Annotated in this window: 18 protein-coding genes; 9 read left to right on the top strand and 9 right to left on the bottom strand. The window is 71.6% G+C overall.

Annotated features, from left to right (window positions below):
- Positions 1-49: 49 nt before the first annotated feature.
- Positions 50-931, bottom strand: a complete 882-nt coding sequence (locus NP095_RS11775) for a DMT family transporter (RefSeq protein WP_232418703.1) — start codon at positions 929-931, stop codon at positions 50-52.
- Between the two features lie 103 nt (positions 932-1,034).
- Here NP095_RS11775 and NP095_RS11780 point away from each other — a divergent pair, with 103 nt between their 5' ends.
- From NP095_RS11780 to NP095_RS11795, 4 genes are all read left to right on the top strand, one after another.
- On the top strand, positions 1,035-2,267 hold the full coding sequence (locus NP095_RS11780) for a magnesium transporter MgtE N-terminal domain-containing protein (protein WP_232418702.1): 1,233 nt from the start codon (positions 1,035-1,037) through the stop codon (positions 2,265-2,267).
- A complete protein-coding gene (locus NP095_RS11785) occupies positions 2,260-2,772 on the top strand; it encodes a DUF1003 domain-containing protein (RefSeq protein ID WP_232418701.1) in 513 nt (170 codons plus the stop codon). Before NP095_RS11780 ends, NP095_RS11785 begins: the two co-directional genes overlap by 8 nt.
- A 91-nt stretch (positions 2,773-2,863) precedes the next feature.
- The gene (locus NP095_RS11790; protein ID WP_232418700.1) at positions 2,864-4,015 is read left to right on the top strand and encodes an Mrp/NBP35 family ATP-binding protein; all 1,152 of its coding nucleotides are present in this window, start codon (positions 2,864-2,866) and stop codon (positions 4,013-4,015) included.
- A 10-nt stretch (positions 4,016-4,025) separates the two neighbouring features.
- Positions 4,026-4,337 (top strand): sec-independent translocase, encoded by a 312-nt coding sequence (locus tag NP095_RS11795; protein WP_232418699.1) that lies wholly within the window; start codon positions 4,026-4,028, stop codon positions 4,335-4,337.
- Between the two features lie 86 nt (positions 4,338-4,423).
- Here the strand turns inward: NP095_RS11795 and NP095_RS11800 are convergent, their stop codons facing one another.
- Positions 4,424-4,984 (bottom strand): sigma-70 family RNA polymerase sigma factor, encoded by a 561-nt coding sequence (locus NP095_RS11800; protein WP_232418698.1) that lies wholly within the window; start codon positions 4,982-4,984, stop codon positions 4,424-4,426.
- 150 nt (positions 4,985-5,134) lie between these two features.
- Here NP095_RS11800 and NP095_RS11805 point away from each other — a divergent pair, with 150 nt between their 5' ends.
- Entirely contained in the window at positions 5,135-5,764 is a 630-nt protein-coding gene (locus tag NP095_RS11805) for an O-methyltransferase (RefSeq protein WP_232418697.1), read from the top strand.
- A gap of 9 nt (positions 5,765-5,773) precedes the next feature.
- Here NP095_RS11805 and NP095_RS11810 read toward each other — a convergent pair whose 3' ends face one another.
- The 3 genes from NP095_RS11810 to NP095_RS11820 form a co-directional block, all read right to left on the bottom strand.
- Positions 5,774-6,115, bottom strand: coding sequence for a hypothetical protein (locus tag NP095_RS11810; protein ID WP_232418696.1), 342 nt, complete (start codon positions 6,113-6,115; stop codon positions 5,774-5,776).
- 5 nt (positions 6,116-6,120) lie between these two features.
- Complete coding sequence (locus NP095_RS11815; protein ID WP_082530405.1) at positions 6,121-6,282, bottom strand: DUF3117 domain-containing protein; 162 nt, start codon at positions 6,280-6,282, stop codon at positions 6,121-6,123.
- A 91-nt stretch (positions 6,283-6,373) separates the two neighbouring features.
- Complete coding sequence (locus tag NP095_RS11820; protein ID WP_232418695.1) at positions 6,374-6,886, bottom strand: hypothetical protein; 513 nt, start codon at positions 6,884-6,886, stop codon at positions 6,374-6,376.
- 131 nt (positions 6,887-7,017) lie between these two features.
- Between NP095_RS11820 and NP095_RS11825 the strand changes: the two genes are divergently transcribed.
- Positions 7,018-7,917 carry an SGNH/GDSL hydrolase family protein gene (locus NP095_RS11825; protein WP_232418694.1) on the top strand — a complete coding sequence of 300 codons (900 nt, stop codon included), beginning with the start codon at positions 7,018-7,020 and terminating at the stop codon, positions 7,915-7,917.
- Here the strand turns inward: NP095_RS11825 and dapE are convergent.
- A complete protein-coding gene (gene dapE, locus NP095_RS11830; protein ID WP_232418693.1) occupies positions 7,911-8,975 on the bottom strand; it encodes a succinyl-diaminopimelate desuccinylase in 1,065 nt (354 codons plus the stop codon). The genes NP095_RS11825 and dapE overlap by 7 nt on opposite strands.
- Positions 8,976-9,035: 60 nt before the next feature.
- Between dapE and NP095_RS11835 the strand changes: the two genes are divergently transcribed.
- From NP095_RS11835 to NP095_RS11845, 3 genes are read left to right on the top strand one after another with little or no spacing between them, the layout of a single operon-like run.
- The gene (locus NP095_RS11835; protein WP_232418692.1) at positions 9,036-10,037 is read left to right on the top strand and encodes an efflux RND transporter periplasmic adaptor subunit; all 1,002 of its coding nucleotides are present in this window, start codon (positions 9,036-9,038) and stop codon (positions 10,035-10,037) included.
- Positions 10,037-10,744 carry an ABC transporter ATP-binding protein gene (locus tag NP095_RS11840; RefSeq protein WP_154596713.1) on the top strand — a complete coding sequence of 236 codons (708 nt, stop codon included), beginning with the start codon at positions 10,037-10,039 and terminating at the stop codon, positions 10,742-10,744. The genes NP095_RS11835 and NP095_RS11840 overlap by 1 nt, the downstream gene beginning before the upstream one ends.
- Positions 10,741-11,970, top strand: a complete 1,230-nt coding sequence (locus NP095_RS11845; RefSeq protein WP_232418691.1) for an ABC transporter permease — start codon at positions 10,741-10,743, stop codon at positions 11,968-11,970. Before NP095_RS11840 ends, NP095_RS11845 begins: the two co-directional genes overlap by 4 nt.
- A 4-nt stretch (positions 11,971-11,974) precedes the next feature.
- On the opposite strand, the gene NP095_RS11850 is transcribed toward NP095_RS11845, so the two are convergent.
- From NP095_RS11850 to rph, 3 genes are read right to left on the bottom strand one after another with little or no spacing between them, the layout of a single operon-like run.
- The gene (locus NP095_RS11850; protein ID WP_232418690.1) at positions 11,975-12,637 is read right to left on the bottom strand and encodes a VOC family protein; all 663 of its coding nucleotides are present in this window, start codon (positions 12,635-12,637) and stop codon (positions 11,975-11,977) included.
- Between the two features lie 48 nt (positions 12,638-12,685).
- Positions 12,686-13,300, bottom strand: a complete 615-nt coding sequence (gene rdgB / locus NP095_RS11855) for an RdgB/HAM1 family non-canonical purine NTP pyrophosphatase (protein WP_232418689.1) — start codon at positions 13,298-13,300, stop codon at positions 12,686-12,688.
- Positions 13,297-14,016, bottom strand: coding sequence for a ribonuclease PH (gene rph / locus NP095_RS11860; RefSeq protein ID WP_232418688.1), 720 nt, complete (start codon positions 14,014-14,016; stop codon positions 13,297-13,299). Before rph ends, rdgB begins: the two co-directional genes overlap by 4 nt.
- Between the last annotated feature and the right edge of the window lie 120 nt (positions 14,017-14,136).

A 14,136-nucleotide genomic window follows, 5' to 3' on the forward strand; every position in this document is an offset into this window, starting at 1 on the left:
GGCGAGCCTACAGTGACTCGATCGGCCGCACCGTCCGGGGACGCACCATTCAGTCCGCGACGAGCGTCTCGGCCGGTCGAGCTCGTCCGTTGGCCGCCGTGACCACCGCGAGGCCGGCCAGGATGAGCACGATCCCGGCGTACGTGGCCCACGGCAGGGCCTCGCCCAGGAAGGCCGCGGCGAGCAGGGCGGCGCCGGGCACCTCGAGCAGCAGCATCAGCGAGACGACCACCGGCGACATCACCGCCAGCAGGTGGTTGATGACCGAGTGGCCCAGCAGCTGGGCGCACACCATGACGGCGACGATCAGCATCCAGGCCCGGGCCGACCAGCCGCCCAGCGGGACGCCCGCAGCCAGACAGGCGACCAGCAGGATCGCCGAGCAGATCCCGTAACAGGTGAACGTGTAGGCCGTGGTCGAGAGCGTCTCGCGCACCCGCGAGCCGACGATGACGTAGACGGCGGCGAACAGTCCGCCCGCCAGGGCCAGGGCGTCACCGAGGATCGCCTCGCGCGAGATCGACAGGTCGACGCCGGAGATCGCGACGACGCCCAGGACGGCCAGCAGCGCTCCCCCGACCACCGCCGGCGCGGCGCGGTGGCCCCGCAGCGCGTCGATCGCGATCACGAACAGCACCTGCATCGACACCAGCGCGGTCGCCGCGGCCACGGACGTCAGCTTGAGCGAGGCCACCCAGCAGGCGAAGTGGGCCGCGAGGGCGGCTCCGGCGACGAAGGCGAGGAGCCAGCCGTGGCGGTTCTGCCCCGTGATCGCGGCACGGTGCCGGGTGAGCGCGAACGGCGCCAGCAGGCCGGTGGCCATGGCGTTGCGCCAGAAGGCGATCGCCAGCACGGGAGCGGCGGTCGCGGCCATGAGCGGGCCGGACAGGGAGACGCCGATGACCGCGATGGCGGCCAGGACCAGGTTCACCGCGTCAGTCTCCCACCTGCCTCGCCCGTCTCGCGCCCACCGTCCCGAGCCGGTGCGTCCGGTCCCGTCCCCTGAGTCACGCACCACCGGTAGCCTCGAACCCGTGACCAGCCAGCCGACCCGGATCTTCGTGTCCCGCCTCGTCGGTCAGGCCGTGTTCGATCCGGTCGGCGACCAGGTCGGCAAGTTGCGCGACGTCGTCGTCGCCGTCCGCAGCGCCACCCAGCGACCGCGCGTCCTGGGCCTGGTGATCGAGCTCCTCGGCCGTCGGCGCGTGTTCCTGCCGATCACGCGGGTGACCTCGATGGACTCGGGCCAGATCATCACGACGGGCGTCCTGAACCTGCGCCGCTTCCAGCAACGCGCCACCGAGACGTTGGCCGTGCACGAGCTGTTCGACCGCCAGGTCACGCTCGCCGACGGCACGCCCGCGAGCCTGTACGACCTCGCGATCGAGCAGGACCCGCGCCGCGACTGGTACGTCTCGACCGTCGCGGTGGCCGAGCACCACAAGCGCTTCGGCCGGCGCGGCACCAGCCACGTCCTGGAGTGGGACGAGGTCCACGGCCTCGCCAGCGAGACCGCCGCCCAGGGCGCCACCAACCTGCTCGCCACGATGGACGAGATGCGGCCGGCCGACGTCGCCAACGCCCTGCGCGACCTGCCGCCCAAGCGGCGGATGGAGATCGTCCGCGAGTTCGGCGACGAGCGCCTGGCCGACGTGATCGAGGAGATGCCCGAGGCGCTGCAGGTCGAGGTGCTGGGCATCCTCGACCCGAGCCGCGGCGCCGACGTCCTCGGCGAGATGGACCCCGACGACGCGGCTGACCTGCTGGGCGAGCTGCCCGCGCAGACGGCCGAGGAGCTGCTCGAGCTCATGGAGCCCGAGGACGCCGAGGACGTGCGCCGACTGCTCTCCTACGAGGAGCGCACCGCCGGCGGCATGATGACCACCGAGCCGGTCGTGATCGATCCGAGCGCCACGATCGCCGACGCGCTCGCCCTGATCCGCGAGCCCGAGCTCAGCCCGGCGCTGGCCTCCATGGTCTACGTGTGCCGGCCCCCGCTCGAGACCCCGACCGGCCGCTTCCTCGGCGGCGCCCACTTCCAGGCCCTGCTGCGCGAGCCGCCCTCTACCCTGGTCAGCCAGGTCATCGACAACGACATCGACTGGCCGCGCCCCGACGCCTCCCTGGCCGAGGTCGCCGGGCTGCTGGCCGCGTACAACATGGTCGCGCTGCCGGTCGTCGACGAGAACCAGCACCTGCTGGGCGTCGTGACGATCGACGACGTGCTCGACCACCTGCTGCCGAAGGGGTGGCGCGAGAATGGCTGACCGCGAACGCCTCGACCAGCCCCGCGACCTGCGTCGCGGGCTGACCCGCAACCTCGCCGCGCGACGCGAGGCCGCCGACCCCGAGCGGTTCGGGCGCTTCGCCGAGTCCGCCGCACGCTTCCTGGGCACCGCGCGCTTCATCGCGTGGATGACGGTCTTCATCCTGGTGTGGATCGCCTGGAACGTGCCCTACGGTCCCGACCGCTGGCGCTGGGACGAGTATCCCTTCATCTTCCTCACGCTCATCCTGTCGCTGCAGGCGTCGTACGCCGCACCCCTGATCCTGCTGGCGCAGAACCGCCAGGAGGCGCGCGACCGCATCGCGGCCGAGCAGGACCGTGACGCCGCCAGCCGCTCGCACGCCGACATGGAGTTCCTGGCCCGCGAGGTCGCGAGCCTGCGCATCGGCCTGGGCGAGGTCGCCACCCGCGACTTCCTGCGCAGTGAGCTGCGCGGATTCCTGGCCGATCTGGAGCGGGCCGAGGAGCCCGGCGAACAGGACTGATCCGCCCGGCCAGACCCCCGCGGAGACCGGCCGTCGCCCGGTTGCCGACACGGCGCCCGGACGTTCGTCTGGCCCCCGTAGACTCCACCTCATGGCTGACGTCACCCAGGAACAGATCACCGCGGCGCTCTCGACCGTCAACGATCCCGAGATCAAGCGCCCGATCACCGAGCTGGGGATGGTCGACACGATCACGATCGGCGAGACCGAGATCGTCGTGCGACTGCTGCTGACCGTCGCCGGCTGCCCGCTCAAGGACACGCTGACCCGCGACGTCACCGCCGCCGTGGTCAAGGTCGCGCCGGCCCACACGGTCCGCGTCGACATGGGCGTCATGACCGACGAGCAGCGCAAGGCCATGCAGGAGCACCTGCGCGGCGGCCGCGCCGAGCGCGAGATCCCCTTCGCCCAGCCCGGCTCGCTCACCAAGGTCTACGCGGTCGCCTCCGGCAAGGGCGGCGTCGGCAAGTCGTCCGTCACCGTCAACCTCGCCGTCGCGATGGCCAAGCGCGGCCTCAAGGTGGGCGTCCTCGACGCGGACATCTACGGCCACTCGATCCCGGACATGCTCGGCGTCGGGGACCAGCGCCCCACGCAGGTCGAGGACATGATCATGCCGGTGCCCGCCCAGATCGGCGACGTCACGGTCAAGGTCATCAGCATCGGCATGCTGAAGCCGCGCCGTGACCAGGTCGTCGCCTGGCGCGGCCCGATGCTCGACCGCGCGCTCGTCCAGATGCTGGCCGACGTCTACTGGGGCGATCTCGACGCCCTCTTCCTCGATCTGCCCCCGGGCACGGGCGACATGGCGATCAGCATGGGCCAGCACCTGCCCGGCGCGGAGTTCATCGTCGTCACCACGCCGCAGCAGGCCGCCGCCCAGGTGGCCGAGCGCGCCGGCACGATGGCCTCGATGATGCACCAGCGCGTCGTGGGCGTCGTCGAGAACATGTCGTGGCTGCTGCTGCCCTCCGGCGAGAAGATGGAGGTCTTCGGGTCCGGCGGCGCCGCCCAGGTGGCGTCCACCCTCAGCTCGCGCCTCGGGTACGAGATCTCGGTGCTGGGTCAGGTCCCGCTCGAGGAGCACATGCGCGCGAGCGGCGACTCCGGCGCCCCGATCGTCTCCTCGGAGCCCGACGCCGAGAGCGCCAAGGTGCTGCAGCAGATCGCAGACCAGCTCAGCGGCCGCTCGCGCGGCCTCGCGGGCATGCAGCTGGGCCTCGCGCCCGCCGGCCGACTGTAGGATCGCGCCCGTGGGCCTGGGCTGGATGGAGATCGGCACGATCCTCGTCGTGGCGATCCTGGTGTTCGGTCCCGACCGGCTGCCGGGCCTGGCTCGTCAGGCCGCGCAGTTCATTCGCACCGTCCGCCAGATGGCAGACAACGCGAAGTCCGAGCTGAGCCGTGAGCTCGGCGACGAGTTCAAGGACATCGATCTGCGCGATCTCGACCCGCGCGCCGCGGTCCGGGACGTCATGTGGTCCGACCCGACCCCTCCCCCGGTCCCGAGCGTGCGCATCCTGCGGCCCGGCGAGGTCCCTCCGTTCGACCCCGAGGCCACCTGAGCCGTCTCCCCCGATCCCAGATTTGCTCCGATCTGGACCTTTGAACGGTCCTCAAAGGTCGAAATCAGAGCAAATCTCGGGGTGGGTCAGACGCCGAGGGCGCCGAGCACGCGGGTCCGGCCGGAGCGCGGCTCGCGGTGCGCCAACTCCCGCCGCAGTGCGGCGCGTCCCCGGTGGACCCGCGTGCGGACCGTGCCGACCTTGATCCCCAGCAGCGTCGCGATCTCGGCGTGCGCCAGCTGCTCGACATCGGCCAGAACGACGGCCACCCGCAGGTGGCTGGGCAGGGTCGCCAGGGCGGCCTCGATGTCCGGATCGAATCCCGCGTCGTGCACGACGTCGGCCGGCAGGGAGCCCGCGTCGGCGAGTCGCTCCTCATGGGCCGCCGTCAGCGCCGCGGTGGGCTGACGGCCCGCGCGGCGGGCACGGTCCAGGAAGAGGTTCGTGGTGATGCGGTGGATCCACCCGGCGAGGTTCTGGGCCTCGTAGCGGTCCAGGGACGTGAAGACGCGCTCGAACACGTCCTGGGTCAGGTCCTCGGCATCCTGCGGGTTGCCCGTCAGTCGCGTCGCCAGCCGGCGGACCTGCGCCACGTGCTGGACGTAGATCTCGACCTGCTCCTGCGAGGTCGGGTGCGCGGCGGGCATGTCTCGATCCTCGACCGCGAACCTGAGAGCAACCGAAGAACGCGCTGACGGTTGGCGAAGTCCGTCGGCCTCGCCACCGCGAGTCCCGTCGTCGAGCGGCATCGGGCGTCGATAGGCTGGGCCCACCCGCCGAACGATTGCGAGGGGACGATGACGACCGAAGCCAGCCTGGCCTACGCAGAGCAGTACCAGCCCGAGGACGACCACCTGCGCACCGCGCGCCGACATGCCGAGACCGTCGGCGTGGTCCCCGTCCTGCCCGGCGCCCGGGCGGCTCTGACCTTCCTGGCCGGCGCGGCGAACGCCCGCAACATCGCCGAGATCGGCACGGGCACGGGCGTCTCCGGCCTCGCGCTGCTGCGCGGCATGCTGCCGGACGGCGTGCTCACGTCCGTCGACCTCGAGGCCGAGAACCAGCGGCTCGCCCGCGACGTCTTCCGCGCCGCCGGCATCCCGCCGACGCGCTTCCGCCTCATCACCGGCTCGGCGCTGGACGTGCTGCCGCGCCTCAACGACGGCGGCTACGACCTGGTGTTCTGCGACGGCGACAAGGTCGAGTACGGCGAGTACCTCGACGAGGCGCTGCGCCTCACCCGCGCCGGCGGCCTGGTGATCTTCGACAACGCGCTGTGGCACGACCGGGTCGCCGACCCGTCGCGTCGCGACCCCGAGACGGTCGCCATCCGCGAGCTCGTCGAGCGCGTGGGCAACGACGAGGACCTGGCGGCGCTGCTGCTGCCGCTGGGCGACGGCCTGCTGGTGCTGCAGAAGCCGCACTGACGCGGGGCGTCAGCCCTCGAAGCGAGCGGCTGAGCGGAAGCCGTCCGGCCCGCTCGCCACGGCGACGACCTCGAACGGCTCGATCCGGGGCGCAGCCCCGGTCATCGCCGTGGCGGGGGCGTCGGCCGCCCGCGTCTCGAAGTCGGCCTGGAACTGGGCGCGTGCCTCGTCGCTGACGAAGACGTAGGTTCCCTCGAACCACTCGCCCGCGCGAGCGCGCCAGGTCTTGAAGTGCAGGCCCGGCAGACCTGAGAACTTCGCATGGGACTCAGCCTCGACGTACTCGCTGAGTCGTTCGAGGGTGCCGGAAGGCGCGTCGGCCAGCGACCAGCGCACCGAGAGTCCGTACATCGGGCTCAGACAGCCTTGAGCTGGTCACCCAGCGTGGCGGCCTCTTCGTTGTTGAGTTCGACCACCAGACGTCCGCCGCCCTCGAGCGGGACCCGCATGACGATGCAGCGCCCCTCCTTGGTGACCTCCATCGGTCCGTCGCCGGTCCGAGGCTTCATGGCGGCCATCTGTACCCCTCTCGTTCGTCACCCGAGAATTCGGGCCGGGACTCATTATCGCGCATCACGGCGACGTAATCACCTCAAGGGTCCGAAAGAGTCACGCCGAACGTAGTTCACTCGGGCCATCCGCACGCCGATCGGCGTCCGTCTCGGCTGCCGGGCTGACGATCCGCGGGTCGATCTCGGGGCGAACGCCGAGCATCGCGACGAGCTCCTGCTCGGTGGCGAGGCGCTCCTCGAGCTCGTCGATCTGGGTGCTGCCGGCGGCCAGGTCGGCGCGCAGGCGGGCGATCTCGGCCTCGCTGGCGCGCAGACGCTCGCTGACGGCGCGACGGAACGACGCGTCGACGTCGAGGTGCTCGCGCTCGCGCTCGGCGATGAGCCGGGCGTCGCGGACACGGTCGCGCGCGAACTTCTGGCGGAAGTCGCGCAACTCCTCGGACATGAGAACGGTCGACGTGATGCCGGCCGAAAGGGCCACGCAAGCGGCCATGATGAGGGCCGGAACCGTCTGCATCGCCACACCGGCGATCACGACGACTGCGGCCAGAGCAAGCACGATCGCTGCGGATGTCACACGCAGCGAGCGGGGAAGTGTGCGGCTGGACATGGAGCCCAGATTAAGCGCGACCTCGTGCGGACCGGCGACGGCACGCCGACGGACACACCGAAGTTTCATGTGGTGGGTGAAACTTTGCGTTCGACAGGACGACTCGAGTCGGCCTCACTACGGTGGTGCGGGTGCCTGTCGCCTCCTTCCCCGTCCGCGCCGCGGCCGCATCGCTGGCCGCGCTCGCCCTGCTGACCTCCTGCTCGACCTCCCGCGCCGACGAGGCCAGAACCGCCGAACGGCAGTACCTCGCCATCGGCGACTCCTACGCCGCGGGCTACCGCCCGGCGCTCGACGGCGGCGAGGCCGAGAACACGACGGACGGCTTCGCCTGGAAGGTCGCCGAGGCGACCGGCCTGGGACTGGTCAACGTGAGCTGCTCGGGCATCACCACGGTCGCCTTCGTCAACGGCGACCCGTGCGAGGAGGACCGGCGCGCGCCGGGCGCCCTCGCTCCGGTGAAGGGCTCCGAGGCGGCCGTGGCCCTGGACCACCTGGATCGGCACGCCGACGACGTCGAGCTCGTCACGGTGGTGCTGGGCGCGAACGACCTGCGGGCCTGCTCCTTCGACAAGGCGTGGCGCCGCTGTGTCGCCGAGACGATGCCGCGCATCACGAAGACGCTCGACTCCCTGCTGTCGGGACTGCGGGAGCGGCTGGGGCCCGAGGCGCCGATCGTCGGGCTGACCTATCCCGACATCTGGCTCGGGGCGCCCGTGCGACAGCCGAAGTCCGCCGAGGCGCGCCGGGTCGCCCAGGCGTCGGTCGAGGCGTTCCGCACCGCCGTGAACCCGGCCCTGCGCCGCACCTACGCCGCGCACGGCGCCACCTTCGTGGACGTGACGCGGGCGTTCGGCGCCTACCTCCCGGCCGACCGCACCATCAGGACCTCGAAGTTCGGCACGATCCCCGCGCGGGCCGTGCGCGTCTGCGCCGAGACCTACGCCTGCTCACTGGGCGACGCGCACCCGACCCCCGAGGGTCACCAGCGCATCGCCGATCTCGTCCTGGAGTCGCTCGAGGGTCAGTGACCCGACAGCCACTCGCGCAACCGGTCGTGCACGCGGTGCAGGTGCTCGACGGGAACCTGCTCATCGGCCTTGTGGGCGTAGCGCGGGTCGCCGGGGCCGTAGTTGACCGCCGGGACGCCCAGCAGGGTGAACTTCGCGACGTCGGTCCAACCGAACTTCGGGCCGACCTCGCCGCCGATGGCCTCGACGAACGCGGCAGCCGCGGGACGGCCGAGGCCGGGCAGCGCGCCCGGCGCCGAGTCCGTGACGGTCAGCTCGTGGCCCGAGAAGACCTCGCGCAGATGCGCCAGCGCCGCCTCCTCGTCCCGGTCGGGCGCGAAGCGGTAGTTCACCGTCAGCACCGCCTCGTCGGGGATCACGTTGCCGCTCACTCCCCCGCGCACGCCGACGGCGTTGAGTCCCTCGCGGTAGGTCAGGCCGTCGATGTCGACCGTCCGCGGCGAGTAGCCGGCGAGCGTCGCCAGGACGGGCGCGAGGTCGTGGATCGCGTTGTGGCCCATCCATGAGCGCGCCGAGTGCGCCCGCTCGCCCGTGGTGCGGATCTCGACGCGCATCGTGCCCTGGCAGCCCGCCTCGACCCCGGCATTCGACGGCTCCATGAGGATCGCGAAGTCGCCCTGCAGCCACTCGGGGTGCTCACGGGCGATCCGGCCCAGGCCGTTGTGGACGGCCGCGATCTCCTCGGCCTCGTAGAAGACCCAGGTGACGTCGCGGACCGGTTCGCTGAGCTCGGCGGCGAGGCTGAGCGCGATCGCGACCCCGCCCTTCATGTCGCACGTGCCCAGGCCCCACAGGGTGTCGCCCTCGAGGCGCGAGGGCAGGTTGTCGTTCAGCGGCACCGTGTCGATGTGGCCCGCGATCACGACGCGCTCGTCCCGGCCCAGCTCGGTGCGAGCGATGATCGTGTGGCCGTCACGCACGACCTGCAGGTGGTCGCACGTGCGCAGCGCCGCCTCGACGGCGTCGGCCAGCTCGGCCTCCTCGAGACTCTCGGACGGCACGTCCACGACGGCCCGGGTCAACGTCACGATGTCTGCCGTCAGGTCGAGGGAGGCCATGGGTGGAACCCTAGTCCCAATCCCTCCCCACTAGTGCGCATTGCGTGGTACCTTCCGGCGGTGACCTTCACCCGCACCTTCCGGCGGTTCGTCCTGCCGATCGCCTGGCTGCTCATCGGCGCCACCATCGCCGTGAGCCTCGCCGTCCTGGCCTTCGGTGGCGGCGCCACCGGCGCCGAGGGCACCGAGTCGCCCACGGCGGTCAGCCTCTCGCCCACCATCGCGGTCGAGCGCGCGACGCTCGAGAACTCACTCGAGATCGATGGCACGATCGTCATCGACCCCGCCGTGCCGGTGAAGACCTCCGTCGACGGGACGCTGACCCACGTCCACGTCCCCAACGGCGCCCGGGTGTCGAAGGGCGATCCGCTGTTCGAGGTGCGCACGGTCGTGGAACCCGCCGTCGCCACCGAGGACGAGGACGACGAGCCGGCCGCGCCCGTCGTGAGGTTCGTCGCGGTCACGGCACCGGTCAGCGGCCGGCTGGCCGGCTTCACCGGGAAGGTCGGCGACGAGGTCACCGGCGACACCGCCACGGCCCGGATCAAGCGCTCCACCTTCACCGCACGCGGCACCGTGCCCGTCGTCGACCGGTACCGCCTGATGGACGCCCCCGACGAGGCGAAGGTCACGATCGACGGCGGACCCGAGCCGTTCACCTGCACCGACCTGCAGATCGCCGACGAGGGCGTCGAGGGTGCCGGCGTCCCGACCGAGGAGGGCGAGGAGCCCGAGTCCTCCTCCGCCGCCGAAGTGGTGTGCGACGTTCCTGAGGACGTCACCGTGTTCGACGGCCTCGAGCTGAGCATGCAGATCGACGCGGGCTCGGCGCAGGACGCCCTGGTGGTGCCGGTCACCGCCGTGCGCGGGCTGCTCGAGCGCGGCACCGTCTGGGTGGTCGACGACTCCGGCGAGCAGACCGAGCGGCGCGTCCGACTCGGGGTGAACGACGGCAAGAGCGTCGAGATCCTCAAGGGCCTGAAGGAGGGCGCCCAGATCCTGCAGTATGTCCCGGGCTCCCCCACGGACGGCAACGACGGCGAGTCGGAAGCGGGCGTCTGATGACGGACGCGCCGGTCGAGCTCGTCCGTCTGTCCGGCGTGGGGCGCACCGTCCTGCTCCCCGACGACGAGGACCTCACGATCCTGTCCGGCGTCGACCTGGTGGTGCACGGCGGCGACCACATCGGCATCGTCGGCCGTTCGGGCACCGGCAAGACGACCCTGCTCAACATGCTCGGCCTCCTCGATCGGCCGACGCACGGCACCATGGAGTGGGCCGGGCGCGACGTCCGCCGCCTCTCCGGCCGCGCCACCGCCCACATCCGGGGCCGCGAGATCGGCTTCGTGTTCCAGCAGTTCAACCTGCTGCCCGGGCTCTCCGCGCTCGAGAACGTCATCGCACCACTGATGTACGCCTCCGGGCGCGAGTTCTGGTCGCGACGGCGCATCGCCGCCGAGATGCTCGAGCGCGTCGGCCTCGCCGAGCGACTCGACAGCCGACCCCAGCACCTGTCCGGCGGCGAGCAGCAGCGGGTCGCCATCGCGCGTGCCCTCGTGCGCTCACCGCGGGTGGTGCTGGCCGACGAGCCCACCGGCGCTCTCGACGTCGAGACCGGCGCCCAGGTCATGACCCTGCTCGACGACGTCTCGCGCGACTCGGGAGCCGCGCTGATCACCATCACGCACGATCCGGGCGTCGCCGCGATCGCCCGCCGCCGCTACCGGCTCGAGCACGGCGCCCTCCACCCACTGGAAGCCGCCGCGTGATCGGGCGGCTCCTGACCGGGTTCGCCGCCGCGGTCATCGAGGCCTGGCACGAACTGCGCATCCACAAGCTGCGGGTGCTGCTGTCACTCGTGGGCGTGGGTGTCGCCGTGGCAGCACTGAGTGGCACCGTGGCCATCGCCGACATCGGCCAGCAGGCCCTCGTGGAGCAGTACGAGCGGGACGGCCGCCCGGCCATGCTCAGCGTCTACGCGTACAACCCGCAGGACGACACGGGGTCGGGTGCCGCCGCCGCCACCGTCCGGCCCGCCGTCGCCAAGGTAACGGAGCAGTTCCAGATCAGCCACGCGTCGATGGCCGGCAACACCCAGCTCGACGCACGCCAGGCCGACCGCGCGAGTCGTGTCGACCTCCTCGTGGTCGACCCGCCGTACGCCGTGATGCACCGGGTCGTCACTCCCCGGGGGCGCTGGCTGGTGGCCTCCGATGCGGCCAACCTCTCACCCGCGATCGTGGTCGACCCGAGGCTGCTGAAGGACCTGGGACTGGCCGAGGCGCGCCTGCCGGCCACGATCGACCTGGTCGGCGCCTCCACGACCGTGAGCGCCACGGTCGTCGGGGTCACGGCGACGTCCGATCGCTGGATGGAGTTCGGCCGCGCCTACCTGCTGGCCGACGCCTACGAGCACTGGTTCGGCGCGACCCAGCCGATGACCGACGCCTCCTGGAAGATCTGGATCCCGACCGAGGGATCGCAGGAGCTGACCGAGGCGATACGGCGGTCGATCAACGCCGAGCTGCCCGGACTCGAGAGCCAGGTCGAACGCAACGACTATCTCGCGTGGGGCGGCAACGACGACCTGGACTCGGTGAAGTGGGTCGTCGTCGCCATCAGCTCGGTGATCCTGCTGCTCGGCGCCCTGAGCCTGTTGAACGTCTCGGTCATCACGATCCAGCAGCGGGTCCGCGAGATCGGCATCCGGCGCAGCTTCGGCGCCACGTCGGGTCGGGTCTTCTTCTCGGTCGTGATGGAGAGCATCGTCGCCACCTTCGTCGCCGGACTCGTCGGCGTGATGATCGCGATCGCGCTGGTCAACGGACCGTGGACCGCGGAGTACGTGCTCGAAGGCGTGGCCGACCCGCCGCCGTTCCCACTCTCGGCCGCGGCGCTCGGCATGGGCGTCTCGCTGCTCGTGGGCGCGCTGGCCGGGGTGCTTCCCGCGCTGGTCGCGGTGCGCGTGCGGATCGTCGACGCAATCCGCTTCTGAGGCCTCAGGCGTCGAAGACGCAGAACTCGTTGCCCTCGGGATCGGCCATCACGGTCCAGCCGCGATCGTCACCCGGCGGCAGCAGGACGGTCGCACCGCGAGCGACGAGGTCGTCGACCGTCGCCTCGCCGGCCAGGGCGACGTCCCAGTGCACGCGGTTCTTGACCGTCTTGGGCTCGGGGACGTCGACGAAGTCGAACGACTCCGTCGGCGACCCGGGGATGTCGTCGACCCAGGAGTACTCGTCGTCCGAGCCGAGGGTCGCGCCGAAGACGTCGGCCCACCACGCGCCGATCGCGCGGTGGTCCACGGAGTCGATGACGACGTCCTTGAGTCCGTCGGGTCGCTCGCCGCCCTCGAAGACGCAGAACTCGTGACCCTCGGGATCGCTGAACGAGGTCCAGCTGAACTCGCCCGGCTCGGTCAGCCGGATCTGGTCCGCGAACGGCTCCAGGTCGCGGGCCACGAGATCGAGGTGGACCCGGTTCTTGACCTGCTTGCGAGGCGCGGGGTTGAGCCAGATCGTCTGGCCCGGATCGTCGCCTCGCAGGACGGCGCCCTCATCGTCGATCTCGCCGTCGAGGTGCAGCCAGCGGCCCCACCGCCCGGCCGCGGCCGCCGGATCCTCGACGTCGATCACCAGGTCCTTGAACGTCACGAGTCCCATGGGCACACCGTAGGACGGCCCGGCCGCGACGTCACCCCCTCCGCGGGGTCAGGCGCGGAGCGCGGCGGCCACAGTGGGCGCGATCGCGCGCAGCGCCCGCCCGCGGTGACTGATGGCGTCCTTGTCCTCGCGGGACAGCTCGGCCGTCGACACCTCGTACCCGTCGGCGGCGAACAGCGGGTCGTAGCCGAAGCCGCCCTCGCCCTGCTCGGCGTGCAGCACCCGACCGGGCATCTCGCCGACCTGCACGACCTCGGTGCCGTCGGGGAGCACGAACGCCATGGCACACCGGAACGTGGCGCCGCGCCGCTCGTCGGGAACGTCGGCCAACTGCGCGAGCAGCAACCGGTTGTTGGCCGCGTCGCCGCCCTGGTCCTTGGGGACGCCGGACCAGCGAGCCGAGAGCACGCCGGGCATGCCGTTGAGCGCGTCGACGCAGATGCCCGAGTCGTCGGCAAGCGCCGGCAGCCCCGTGACCTGCGCGGCGGTGCGCGCCTTGATCAGGGCGTTGCCCTCGAAGGTCGGCTCGGTCTCGGCGGGCTCGTCGTACGGCTCCACGTCGGCCAGGCCCAGCACCTCGACGCCCGGGACGAGCGGCTCGAGGATGCGCCGCAGCTCGTCGAGCTTCTTGGCGTTGCCGGACGCCAGGACGACGCGGGTCACGAGGCCAGCGCCTCGTTCTGCAGGCGGGTGAGGTCGGCGCAGCCCTTCTCGGCCAGCGCGAGCAGCGCGTCGAGCTCGGCGCGGTCGAACGGCGCGGCCTCGGCCGTGCCCTGGATCTCGATGAACTTCCCGGACCCGGTCATGACGACGTTCATGTCCGTCTCGGCGCGCACGTCCTCGACGTACGGCAGGTCGAGCATGGGCACCCCGTCGATGATGCCGACGCTGACGGCGGCGATCGAGTCGACCAGCGGGTCGCCCTTGACCGCACCCTGGGCCTTGAGGTGGGCGATCGCGTCGACGAGCGCGACGTAGGCGCCGGTGATGGCGGCGGTGCGGGTGCCGCCATCGGCCTGCAGGACGTCGCAGTCGATGGCGATCGTGTTCTCGCCGAGCTGGGACAGGTCGATCGCGGCACGCAGCGACCGGCCGACGAGACGGCTGATCTCGTGGGTGCGGCCACCGACCTTGCCCTTGACCGACTCGCGCTGCGAGCGGTCGTGCGTGGCCTGCGGGAGCATCGCGTACTCGGCCGTGAGCCAGCCCTGGCCCGAACCCTTGCGCCAGCGGGGCACGCCCTCGGTGGCGGCCACGGCGCACAGGACGCGCGTCTTGCCGAACTCGATCAGGCACGACCCGGCGGCATGGTCCAGCCACCCTCGGGTGATCGTGATGGGGCGCAGCTCGTCGGGGGTCCTGCCGTCTTCTCGGGTCACCCCGCCACCGTAGCCGGGTGGAGGTTTCGCCGGTGACGTGGGTTTCCTGCTCACTTCCCGGGGACCGCAACCCCCGGGAAGTGACACATTTCCCACGTCACCGGCGAAACCGTCGGCCCG

Source organism: Aeromicrobium duanguangcaii (assembly GCF_024508295.1).
In the GTDB taxonomy this organism is placed as follows: Bacteria; Actinomycetota; Actinomycetes; order Propionibacteriales; family Nocardioidaceae; genus Aeromicrobium; species Aeromicrobium duanguangcaii.